This window comes from Flavobacterium sp., assembly GCF_044376915.1.
Lineage (GTDB): Bacteria > Bacteroidota > Bacteroidia > Flavobacteriales > Flavobacteriaceae > Flavobacterium.
Genome location: NZ_JBILKB010000060.1, coordinates 1 through 12,356, shown reverse-complemented (window position 1 = coordinate 12,356; position 12,356 = coordinate 1). Strand labels below are relative to the sequence as shown.

The following is a 12,356-nucleotide window of genomic DNA, read 5'->3' as shown; positions in this document are numbered from 1 at the left end:
AAAAATACCAAGATAAAATGGGTTATTTTCAAGCCGATATGAATTTTAAATTGGGTAACTTTCAAAAAGCCATCGAAGTAGGAGAAGCACAATTGCAAAAAGCAAAAGCGGATGAAAAAAGTGAATTGTCAAAAATAGTAGGGGAGAGTTATTTTAATCTTAAAAAATACGATCAAGCTTTACCTTATTTAGTAGCGTATAAAGGTAAAAAAGGAAAATGGACCAATACCGATTTTTACCAATTGGGGTATACCTATTACCAACAAAAAGATTTTGAAAATGCCATTGCCCAGTTCAATAAGATTATTCAAGGTAATGATGCTATTGCTCAAAATGCCTATTACCATTTGGCAGAAAGTTATTTAAATACACAAAAAAAGCAACAAGCATTAAACGCATTTAAAACCGCTTCTGAAATGCAGTTTGATCTAAAAATTCAAGAAGATGCGTATTTAAATTATGCTAAATTGAGTTATGAAATCGGTAATCCCTATCAATCGGTTCCAGAGGTTTTACTGGCTTATTTGGCAAAATATCCACAAAGTTCCTACAAACAAGAAATTAATTCGTTGTTGATCAGTTCTTATATTACTGCAAAAAATTATATTGAAGCACTGCAGTTACTAGAAAAAAACAGAGCGCCTGAAAATAAATTGGCCTATCAAAAAGTGGCTTTTTATCGGGGTTTAGAATTGTATACCGATGGTGATTACAAAGCTGCTTATGCGCTCTTTAAAAAAGCGATAACTGAAAATGCTGATGTGAAATTTTCGGCTCGAGCTACTTTTTGGAAAGGTGAAACGGAATATAATTTAGATCAATTTGAAGAAGCAAAGCTAACCTTTCAGCAGTTTTTAAATTTTAACGCTGCAAAGCAAACACCAGAATATCGAAATGCAAATTACAACTTGGCCTATTCTTATTTTAAGTTAAAAGCGTATGAAAGTGCCATACCTTATTTTGATGCGTTCATCAAATCAGCACCAATCGATAAAGTGCGCCTCACCGATGCTTATTTGCGTATGGCAGATTGTAATTTTATGGCGGCAAAATATTGGCCAGCAATGGATGCCTACAATAAAGTAATGGAGATGAAAAGTGTTGATGCTGATTATGCCGCTTTTCAGAAAGGTATTAGCTATGGTTTTGTCAATAAACCGGATCGGAAAATAGAGGATTTGGAAAAATTTATTGCCGCCTTTCCAACGTCTCAATATGCCGATGACGCTGTTTACGAATTAGGAAATACTTATATGGGACAAAATTTAATCGATAAAGCAGTTGTTACTTATGATAAGTTAATCAATAATTATACTTCCAGTTCCTATACGGCTAAGGCTATTTTAAAACAAGGATTAATCTACTACAATAGCAATAAAGAGACACAAGCCATAGATGCGTTTAAAAAAGTAGTGGCTGAATACCCAAATTCTCCTGAATCGTTGGAGGCAGTTGCTACGGCACGATTGATTTATGTTGATAATGGGAAAGTAAATGAATATGTCGATTGGGTTAAAACCCTTTCATTTATTGAAGTTTCTAATGCCGATTTGGATAACGACACCTATGAATCTGCCGAAAAACAATATTTGCAAAACAATGCCCAGCAAGCAATTTCAGGATTTACAAATTACATCAGTAGGTTTCCAAATGGATTACATGCCTTGAAAGCCAACTTTTATTTGGCGCAATTGTATTTTGCCGATAATCTAGAAAATAACGCCATCAAGCCCTACGAATTTGTCATTGCAAGCCCTAGAAATGAATTTACAGAACAAGCTCTAGCACGTTTGTGTCAAATCAATTTAAAAATTAAAAATTACGATGCGGCGCTCTTGGTTTTAAAGCGTTTAGAGATTGAAGCGGAGTTTCCTCAAAACACTACCTATGCACAATCCAATTTGATGAAAGCATTCTATGAAAAAGAAGATTATGTAAATGCAGTAATATATTCCGATAGAGTATTAAAAAATGATAAGATTGAAGATCGTATTAAAAGTGATGCCCAAATTATTGTAGCGCGTTCTGCTATGAAAAGCAATGACGAAGCCAAAGCAAAAGAAGCTTACGATAAGTTGAATAAAATTGCAAAAGGCGAACTAAAAGCGGAAGCGTTATATTTTGATGCTTATTTCAAGAATAAAGATGGAAAATATGAGGCGTCTAATAAAGTGGTAGAGCAAATTGCTGTCGATTATTCGGGTTATAAATATTATGGATCCAAAGCTTTAGTGGTTATGGCAAAAAATTATTTTATGTTGGGCGATAGTTTTCAAGCTACTGAAATCCTTCAAAGTGTTATGGATAATTTTGCATCCTTTGAAGATGTCTTAAGCGAGGCCCAAACCGAGTTAGAGCGCATCAAAAGTGAAGAAGCCAAACGAAACGAATCCATTACCAATTAATAATCTTTTAATTTTCCATGCTAAATGTTATTTAGCAGCTAAAAAATCAGGATATGAATAAATTCAAATTAAATATAACTCTTTTTGTTCTTTTTACAGCGGTTCAATTTTCAATGGCGCAAATAAAAGAAGGAACAATTGGTTCTGAAGTTGTAAACATTGTAAAACCTTATACACCTACAATTTCTGATGCTTTTAAAGTAAAAGAAACTCCGGTTTTACAAGACGAGGAGGAACAAAGAAAAGAAACAATACAGTATCGTATTTTTTCGTTTCCTGTCGTTTCAACCTTTGCACCTAGTAAAGGAAAAGCAGCGGCTGTGGACCCAACCAAAAAAGAAAAAATATATGACAATTATGCTACGCTTGGATTTGGAAATTATGGTACAGCAAACGCCGAATTATTCGTAACAAAAAGCATTAGTAACTCGTCTTATTTTGGTGCAATGCTCCGTCATTTGTCCTCTCAAGGGGGTATTAAGGATGCAGCTCTAGAAGACAAATATGCCACTACTAATGTAGATGTTACGTATGGAGTGCGGGAACGCAACCTAAGTTGGAACTTAGATTTGGGCTTTAAAAATCAAATGTTCAACTGGTATGGTTTACCTAATTATAGCCTTTTCACCGATGCAATTATCCAAAATATCGACTCAAAACAAAACTATAATACCATTGCTGTTGGTGGAAAAGTGAACTTGAAAAATAGTTTTTTTAAAGAAGCGACCACCCAATTCAAACATTTTTCGGATGCTTTTGGTTCAGCCGAAAAGCGTTTTTTTATAAAACCACAATTTGATTTTAAGGTATTGAATCAAAAAGTCAATACCGATTTTGTGTTTGATTATGTTGGTGGAGATTTTGAAAGACGTATTGATTTGATTAATTCTGCATATAACTATTCGTCACTTAATTTTGGCTTTAGTCCAAGTATTTACTATCAACAAGACGATTTATCAGTTGAAGTAGGTGCAAGTGTTTTTTATGCTGCTTTAAATAGAAATACCATTGGAATGCCTTTAAATAGAAACAGCATTTATATGTATCCTAATATTAAAGCTTCTTATAAATTAGTCGGAGATATATTAGTGGCTTATGCCGGAGCGGAAGGTGGTTTACAGCAAAACTCGTATGCAGATTTTGTCGAGGAAAATCCATTTGTTTCACCAACGCTTTTTGTAGCTCCAACCGATACAAAATATGATATTTATGCAGGTTTGAAAGGAAAATTAGCCAATACGGTAGCGTTTAATGCAAGCGCTTCCTTCGTGAATCAAGCAGACAAAGCCTTGTTTCAAAGTAATAAATTTGATGTAACAGCTACCAATACGGAAGGCTACGCGTATGGAAATTCGTTTCGAGTGGTTTATGATAATGTAAAATCAATGCGTTTGTTTGGGGAATTAAAAGCTGAGTTTTCAAAAAATATTTCTTTTGGAATTAATGGAACTTTTTTTGGTTACAGTACCGATGCTGAGGCTGAAGCATGGAATTTACCCCAATTAAAATTAGGATCTTCGCTAGCAGTTACAATTAATGAAAAATGGTATGCTGGTGCTCATGTGTTTTATGTTGGCGAAAGAAAAGACCTGATTTCTGTGCAAAGCGATGCTGACGTGTTTCCTCCAATTTTTTCCGATCAAATCTTAACGTTAAATGCTTATTTTGACATCAATGCACACGTGGGTTATAAATATAATTCACGACTATCGGCTTATCTTAAAGGGAATAACCTGGCCAATCAACAATATGAACGTTGGGCCAATTTTCCTGTACAAGGCATTCAAGTGGTGTTAGGAGCGAATTACAAGTTTGATTTCTAAAACTTCAATAGTTAAAAATCCAAGCACTTTGTTCCCTGTATCAATGTTGAATTTTCAATTTTGAACAGTGAATTTTGAAATTGAGAATAGCATTTTCATATGGTTTTAAAAACGTTTTACCTACTGTGAGTAAATTGTTAAACATGACATTCAAACAAAAAATAAAACAACAACATGTAGTGCTGCTGCAAGATAAAATCGATGTGTATCAAGATATGATTTCGGGTTTGTCTGAAGATGCACAAAACGATGCCAAAGGTTCGGCTGGCGATAAGCACGAAACGGCTTTGTCAATGATGCATTTAGAGCAAGAAAAAATTACACAAAAATTAAAAGAGGCAATAGCATTGCAGGGTATACTTGATCGAATTGATATTTCAAAATCAACTGCCACAATTGTGTTAGGTAGTTGCGTAAAAGTAAATGCGTTGCAATTGTTTATTAGTGCGGCGTTGCCAAAAATAACTATAGAAGGAATAACAGTTTTGTCGGTATCACCTCAGTCGCCATTGGGTAGTCAATTATTAGGTAAAAAACAAGGCGATATTGTCCTTGTAAATGAGACCTCTTTTACTATACATGAAGTAGTCTGATTTGGCTTTAATTAAGGTCAAATAAGCAATATTTTTTTGAATGCGTCAACTCGAACCAGTTGGCGTTTTTGTTTTTAACAAATGTTAATAACTTAATGGGTTTTTGCACTGATTTGTAGCTAAATTTTTTTCGGAATGGTTATATTTGTCTGTTATTTAAAAATCGAATATTTAAGAGATAATTATATGAGCGAAGAAGTTAAGAAAAACAATTATTCCGCAGACAGTATTCAGGCTTTAGAAGGAATGGAGCATGTAAGAATGCGTCCTTCCATGTATATTGGGGATACTGGGGTAAGAGGTTTGCATCATTTGGTGTATGAAGTAGTAGATAACTCTATTGATGAGGCTTTAGCGGGTCATTGTGATACAATTTATGTAGCTATAAACGAAGATAATTCCATTACGGTGGAAGATAATGGGCGTGGTATTCCTGTAGATTTACACAAGAAAGAAGGCGTTTCGGCTTTGGAAGTGGTAATGACGAAAATTGGCGCTGGAGGTAAATTCGATAAAGATTCTTATAAAGTTTCGGGTGGATTACACGGAGTAGGAGTATCTTGTGTGAACGCATTATCAGATCAATTAAAAGCCACGGTGTACCGTGAAGGAAAAATCTACGAGCAAGAATACGAAAGAGGTAAAGCATTGTATCCGGTAAAACAAATTGGAACTACCGATAAAAGAGGTACGATGGTTACGTTCAAACCCGATGCTTCTATTTTTACACAAACCTTAGAATATTCCTACGATACGTTAGCTTCTCGTTTGCGTGAATTGTCGTTCTTGAACAAAGGTATTACCATTACATTAACCGACAAACGTCATTTAGCAGAAGACGGAAGTCAGCCTGTTGAAACTTTCCACTCTAAAGAAGGTTTGAAAGAATTTGTTAAGTTTCTAGATGGAAATCGCGTACCAATTATTGGTCATGTCATCAGTATGGAGCATGAAAAAGGTGAAATTCCGGTTGAGGTGGCATTGATCTACAATGAAAGTTACACCGAAAATATTTTCTCCTATGTAAACAACATCAATACCCACGAAGGAGGAACGCATTTACAAGGTTTCCGAATGGGATTGACGCGTACGTTGAAGAAATATGCCGATTCTTCGGGATTGTTGGATAAGTTAAAATTTGAAATTTCCGGAGATGACTTCCGTGAAGGATTAACAGCTATTATTTCGGTTAAAGTTCAAGAACCTCAGTTTGAAGGACAAACCAAAACCAAATTAGGAAACAGAGAAGTAGTTTCTCCAGTTTCTCAAGCGGTTTCAGAAATGTTAGAAAATTATTTGGAGGAAAATCCAAATGATGCTAAGATCATCGTTCAAAAAGTAATCTTGGCTGCACAAGCCCGTCATGCTGCTAAAAAAGCACGTGAAATGGTCCAACGCAAAACCGTTATGGGTGGTGGTGGATTGCCAGGTAAATTATCGGATTGTTCTGAGCAAGATCCTGCAAGATGTGAAATTTTCCTTGTTGAGGGAGATTCGGCAGGTGGAACCGCAAAACAAGGACGTGATCGTGCTTTTCAAGCGATTTTGCCATTACGTGGTAAGATTTTGAATGTTGAAAAAGCAATGCAACACAAAGTATTTGAAAATGAAGAAATTCGAAATATTTTTACTGCGCTTGGTGTTACCGTGGGTACCGCTGAAGATAGTAAAGCCTTGAATTTAGAAAAATTACGGTACCATAAAGTGGTAATCATGTGTGATGCCGATGTCGATGGTTCTCACATTTCTACACTTATTTTGACATTCTTTTTCCGTTATATGAAAGAATTGATCGAGCAAGGTCACGTTTATATTGCAACACCTCCTTTATATATGGTTAAAAAAGGAAATAAAAAGGAATACGCTTGGAACGATGACCAACGTGATTTGGCCAATGAAAGAATGGGCGGTAGTGCAGGTATTCAACGTTATAAAGGTTTGGGAGAGATGAACGCTGAGCAATTGTGGGAGACTACAATGAATCCGGAATTCAGAACGTTACGCCAAGTTACCATAGATAGTTTAGCAGAAGCGGATCGTATCTTTTCAATGTTAATGGGGGATGAGGTTCCGCCACGTAGAGAATTTATCGAGAAGAATGCTGCATATGCAAAAATTGATGCCTAATATATAGATATCAATTTAGCATTATTTACTAAAAAAAATTGTTTGTTTTTGGTAAATTTGTGGAAAAATAAACGTTTAATATAATACAATTAATAATGAAAGTTACTATAGTAGGTGCGGGAAATGTAGGGGCAACATGTGCCGATGTTATTTCGTACAGAGGAATTGCGAGTGAAGTTGTTTTAGTGGATATCAAAGAAGGTTTTGCTGAAGGTAAGGCTATGGATATCATGCAATGTGCTACCACAACAGTATTCAATACTCAATTAAGTGGTACAACTGGTGATTATTCAAAAACAGCAGGAAGTGATGTCGTGGTTATTACTTCAGGGATTCCCAGAAAACCAGGGATGACCCGTGAAGAATTAATCGGAATCAATGCGGGTATTGTAAAATCAGTGGCAGACAATGTGTTATCACATTCACCAAATGCAATTATTGTAGTAGTGTCTAATCCAATGGATACCATGACCTATTTAACATTAAAAGCAACAGGATTACCTAAAAATAGAGTTATCGGAATGGGAGGAGCGTTAGACAGTTCTCGTTTTAAATACTTCTTATCGAAAGCATTAGATAAACCAGCTAATGATGTGCAAGGAATGGTTATCGGTGGGCATGGTGATACAACGATGATTCCATTAACGCGTTTAGCTTCTTACAATGGAGCGCCAGTTTCTAACTTTTTATCTCAAGATGTGTTAGATAAAGTAGCCGCTGATACTATGGTGGGTGGCGCTACTTTAACCGGTTTGTTGGGTACGTCTGCTTGGTATGCACCAGGAGCTTCTGTAGCTTATTTGGTAGATAGTATTTTAAACAATCAAAAACGAATGATTCCTTGTTCGGTATTATTAGAAGGTGAGTATGGTCAGCAAGATATTTGTATGGGTGTGCCTTGTATTATTGGACGCAATGGAATTGAGCAAATTGTAGATGTGCAATTGAATGAAGCTGAAAAAGCAGCTTTTGCAAAATCAGCAGACGCTGTAAGAGCAATGAACGCCGATTTAAAAGCGGTTTTGTAATTGCCTTCTAAATAGTTTAAAATGCCATCAATTTATTGATGGCATTTTTGTTTCATATAGCAACGTAAAGAGAATACAACAAGCTCTTTTTATAAAATAAATGACTCATTTTGAAGAGATATTTATATGATTAGAGAAAACTTATGAAAAAAGCGCATTTTAATCGAAAATAAAATTGCTTAATCCTATTGTAAATTATATATTTGTCCGTTTTTATAATATAGAATAAATAAATTTTAGAGTAATGCAGAATAGAGGACTTATTAAATTTTTCGCAATTATCTTTGCTTTGGTATGTGTATACCAGCTTTCTTTTACTTTTGTTGCTAGTGGTATCGAAAAAGATGCTAAAGCTTTTGCAAAAGGAGATTCAAAAAAAGAATTAGCTTATTTGGATTCCATTGGTAAAGTAGAGGTGTATCCTGTTTTAGGATATACATTCAATGAAGTTAGACAAAAACAGTTAAATAAAGGTCTTGACTTAGAAGGAGGAATTAATGTTATTCTTCAAATATCCGTTAAAGATGTATTGAAAGGATTGGCAAACGATTCAAAAAATGCTGCCTTCAATAAAGCCTTGGCGGATGCTAAGACTAATCAACAAGGAAATCAAGATTATATTGATGCCTTTTTTGTAGAGGCAAACAATGCCAATATCAATCTTGCAGCTGCTGATATTTTTGGTAACAGAAATTTAGAAGCAGAAATCAAAAACGGAATGTCCAATAAACAGCTTGAACCTATTGTAAAAAAGAAAGTTCAAGAGTCGGTTGAAAGTGCATTCAACGTATTAAGAAAACGTATCGACCAATTTGGGGTAACACAGCCTAATATCCAAATGTTAGGAAACTCTGGTAGAATTTTAGTAGAATTACCTGGCGCGAAAGATGTAGATCGTATCAAAAATTTATTACAAGGAACGGCTCAATTAGAGTTTTGGGAAACTTATAAATTAGATGAAGTTTCTGGTTTTGTAATGGCTGCCGATGAAGCACTAAAGAAAACAGAGATTGCAGTAAAAGCTGCCCCTGTAAAAAAAGCAGGTATCGATTCGTTGTTAACGGATAAAGCAGATACTGCTGCTGCAAAAACAAGTCCGTTTTTAGGGAAAATGGTTGGTCCGGGTCAACAAGGAATAGGTTTCTTTAATGTGAAAGATACGGCTGTAATCAACAGCTATTTAAAAAGAGCTGATATCAAAGCGTTATTGCCCGCAACTTTATCAAATATTCGTTTTGCTTGGGGTAAAGTGAATCCAAAAAATCCTGAGGCCACCGAATTATATGTGCTAAAAGGAACTAGAGATAATGTAGCGCCATTAAGTGGTGGAGTTATCGTTGACGCTAAAGATACTTTTGATCAATTTGGGAAACCCGCTGTGTCTATGCAAATGAATGCCAATGGCGCAAGATTATGGGAAAAAATAACGGGAGCTGTATCACAACAAGGCAATGCAATTGCTATTGTTTTAGATAATACGGTTTATTCTGCACCTGGTGTAAGTAAAGGAGCCATTACGGGAGGTCAATCTGAAATTTCTGGTAACTTTACATTAGAAGAAACTAAAGATTTAGCCAATGTATTAAGAGCCGGTAAATTGCCAGCTGCGGCAGAAATTATTCAATCGGCTGAAGTTGGACCGTCTTTGGGTCAAAAAGCTATTGATGCGGGAATCATTTCTTCATTGGTTGGATTTATTTTGGTGTGTTTATGGATGGTATTCTATTACGGTAGAGCCGGATGGTATGCAAACGCAGCCTTATTATTAAATGTATTATTCTTATTTGGTGTCATGGCAAGTTTTGGTTTTGTTTTGACATTACCAGGTATTGCAGGTATCGTATTAACATTGGGTACGGCAGTAGATGCTAACATCATTATTTATGAAAGAGCTAAGGAAGAATTGCGCGAGGGAAAATCATTAAGTGATATCGTTGATATTTCTTACGGATGGAAAGGAGCTATGCGTTCTATTGTTGATGCAAACGTTACACACATATTAACAGGTATTATCTTATTTGTGTTTGGAACAGGCCCTATTCAAGGTTTTGCCTTAACCTTATTGATTGGTATTTTTACCTCTTTATTTACCTCCATTTTTATTGCAAGAATTTTTATTGATAGAGATATTGCTAAAAATAGAGCGTTGACTTTCTCAACAGCTATCACTAAAAACTGGTTTACCGGTTTCAATTTTGATTTTATCAAAGTAAAAAAATGGACCTATTTATTCTCTTCAATTGTTGTAGTTGTGAGTTGTGTATCGTTCTTTGTTAATGGATTGGATGAAGGAGTTGATTTTGTTGGAGGTAGAACCTACCAAGTTAAATTTGAAAAACCAGTAGAATCAAATGTGGTTTCAGAAGAGCTTTCAAAAGAATTCGGATTGCCAGTAGAAGCTAAAGTTTTTGGTGATGCTGATCAGTTGAAAATTACTACAAAATACAAAATCAAAGAAGAAGGCATTGCTATCGATAAAGAAGTAAATGAAAAGTTATATAACGGACTTAAAAAATACTTTAATGAAGATCTTACTTACGAAAAATTCATCAACTTGTATGAAGGTAAAAAATTCGGAGTATTGTATGGATCTAAAGTAAGTCCTACTATTTCTGCGGATATCAAAACCAATTCATTTTGGGCAGTTATCGGTGCCATGTTAGTGGTTGCATTATACTTAGTAATTTCTTTTAGAAAATACGGATATTCTATTGGAGCTGTTGCTGCAGTAGCGCATGACGTTATCTTTGTATTGGGAGTGTATTCACTTTGCTACAAATTTATGCCATTCCACATGGAAATGGACCAACACTTTATCGCAGCTATCTTAACGGTTATCGGATATTCAATGAATGATACGGTAATTGTATTTGATAGAATTAGAGAGTTTATTGACGGAAAACGAAAAGGTACTTTCAAAGAAGTTGTAAATGCGTCTATTAATACAACGCTTTCTAGAACATTGAATACATCATTAACAATGATCATGGTATTGTTGATCATGTTTATTTTTGGTGGGGAATCAATTAGAGGATTTATCTTTGCAATGTTAATTGGTATCATTATCGGAACGTATTCTTCACTATTTATTGCTACTCCAGTATTAGTAGATTCAATGAAACAAAGTGATATCGATGAAATCGAAAAAAGACACGCATAAGTATAACATACATAGTAAAAAGCTGCTTTCATTGAAAGCAGCTTTTTTTTATACGATAATTTTCAGATTCACGTTATGTTGAATAGTGCTAAAGAAAATTACTTATGAAATTGAAATTCTTGTTTTTGTTTATAGTTGTGGGATTGCAATCTTGTAATACGAATGAAGTGTATAATAACTTCCAAAACGATTTTACAGACAACCGTTGGTCTTCAAATGACAGCAAAGTCTTTGAGTTTGAAAATGAAGATGCGGAGGGCTTATATATCCTTAAAATCCAATTGGTACACATATATGATTTTGAATTTGCGAAAATCCCAATAGAGGTAACAATTACTAGTCCAAGGGGACTAAAAGAAGTACGTTCAATAGATTTAGTAGTAAAAGATTCCATGGGGCTTGATATTGGCGATTGTACGGGTGATATTTGTGACGTTTATGCGCCAATCCAATCCCATGTAAAACTCCAAAAAGGAAAATACACAATAGAAGTGAAGAGTGGTTTTGAAGGTCCCTATTTGCCTAATATTTTAGGGGTAGGAGTGATCGTCGAAAAACTTCAACAATAAGCATAAAAAAAGCGGTTAGAATTTCTAACCGCTTTTTTTTATGCGTTACTTTCTTTGGCTTTTACAACAAAGTAAAATCCTATTATTATGAAGGGAATACTCAGCCATTGTCCGGTTGAAAGGGCATTGAAAATTGGGTATTGTTCAAAACCACCCTGACTCTCTTTTACAAATTCAACGACAAATCGAATGGACCAAAGTAAGATCAAGAACAAACCAAACAAATACCCTGCTTTATTTCTCGCTTCTGTTTTCCAATATAAGAACATCAAAATGAAGAAAACAAAAACGTAGCAAATGGCTTCATACAATTGTGCGGGATGTTTTGGGCTTACATTCGCTAATAAAGTAGCAAATTGCGGTTGGGTAGCAATGGCTTGATAAGCTTCCTGAGCCGAAGTGGTTTGAGTGAGTTGCATCGCTTCTCTTGGGCCATACTCATCGCGTAAAAATCGAATCCCCAAAGCGTTATCTGTTTTGATACCTACAATCTCAGAATTGAAAAAATTACCCAAACGAATAAATATAGCACCCAATGAAACCGGAATAACAATTCGGTCTAATATCCATAAAAACGAACGTTTGATGACGCGTTTTTGAATGTAAAACATAGTAAGTATTATAGCAATAGCCGCACCATGACTGGCTAAA

Annotated in this window: 8 protein-coding genes; 7 read left to right on the top strand and 1 reads right to left on the bottom strand. The window is 35.1% G+C overall.

The genetic code is table 11. The annotated features are described in order from the left end of the window. The 7 genes from ACIQ6Z_RS07220 to ACIQ6Z_RS07190 all read left to right on the top strand — a co-directional run. A partial coding sequence (locus ACIQ6Z_RS07220) for a tetratricopeptide repeat protein (RefSeq protein ID WP_396210243.1) occupies window positions 1-2,405 on the top strand: 2,405 nt, incomplete at its 5' end. A gap of 53 nt (window positions 2,406-2,458) precedes the next feature. After that, window positions 2,459-4,228: a TonB-dependent receptor gene (locus tag ACIQ6Z_RS07215; RefSeq protein ID WP_396210242.1), complete on the top strand. Its 1,770-nt coding sequence runs from the start codon at window positions 2,459-2,461 to the stop codon at window positions 4,226-4,228. 143 nt (window positions 4,229-4,371) lie between these two features. After that, window positions 4,372-4,821, top strand: a complete 450-nt coding sequence (locus ACIQ6Z_RS07210) for a hypothetical protein (protein WP_396210241.1) — start codon at window positions 4,372-4,374, stop codon at window positions 4,819-4,821. A gap of 186 nt (window positions 4,822-5,007) precedes the next feature. Then, window positions 5,008-6,948, top strand: a complete 1,941-nt coding sequence (gene gyrB, locus ACIQ6Z_RS07205; protein ID WP_396210244.1) for a DNA topoisomerase (ATP-hydrolyzing) subunit B — start codon at window positions 5,008-5,010, stop codon at window positions 6,946-6,948. Window positions 6,949-7,043: 95 nt separating this feature from the next. Beyond that, window positions 7,044-7,976, top strand: coding sequence for a malate dehydrogenase (locus ACIQ6Z_RS07200; protein WP_396210240.1), 933 nt, complete (start codon window positions 7,044-7,046; stop codon window positions 7,974-7,976). A 244-nt stretch (window positions 7,977-8,220) separates the two neighbouring features. After that, window positions 8,221-11,136 carry a protein translocase subunit SecDF gene (gene secDF, locus ACIQ6Z_RS07195; RefSeq protein WP_396210239.1) on the top strand — a complete coding sequence of 972 codons (2,916 nt, stop codon included), beginning with the start codon at window positions 8,221-8,223 and terminating at the stop codon, window positions 11,134-11,136. Window positions 11,137-11,240: 104 nt separating this feature from the next. Then, a complete protein-coding gene (locus ACIQ6Z_RS07190; RefSeq protein ID WP_396210238.1) occupies window positions 11,241-11,705 on the top strand; it encodes a hypothetical protein in 465 nt (154 codons plus the stop codon). A gap of 38 nt (window positions 11,706-11,743) precedes the next feature. On the opposite strand, the gene ACIQ6Z_RS07185 is transcribed toward ACIQ6Z_RS07190, so the two are convergent. Continuing rightward, window positions 11,744-12,356: prolipoprotein diacylglyceryl transferase (locus ACIQ6Z_RS07185; RefSeq protein WP_396210237.1), on the bottom strand; the 613-nt coding region annotated here is incomplete at its 5' end.

What these genes read in the sequence shown, in the direction of transcription:
- ACIQ6Z_RS07215 (WP_396210242.1), top strand. Translation starts at nt 2,459, where the DNA reads ATGAATAAATTCAAATTAAATATAACTCTTTTTGTTCTTTTTACAGCG.
- ACIQ6Z_RS07210 (WP_396210241.1), top strand. Translation starts at nt 4,372, where the DNA reads ATGACATTCAAACAAAAAATAAAACAACAACATGTAGTGCTGCTGCAA.
- gyrB (WP_396210244.1), top strand. Translation starts at nt 5,008, where the DNA reads ATGAGCGAAGAAGTTAAGAAAAACAATTATTCCGCAGACAGTATTCAG.
- ACIQ6Z_RS07200 (WP_396210240.1), top strand. Translation starts at nt 7,044, where the DNA reads ATGAAAGTTACTATAGTAGGTGCGGGAAATGTAGGGGCAACATGTGCC.
- secDF (WP_396210239.1), top strand. Translation starts at nt 8,221, where the DNA reads ATGCAGAATAGAGGACTTATTAAATTTTTCGCAATTATCTTTGCTTTG.
- ACIQ6Z_RS07190 (WP_396210238.1), top strand. Translation starts at nt 11,241, where the DNA reads ATGAAATTGAAATTCTTGTTTTTGTTTATAGTTGTGGGATTGCAATCT.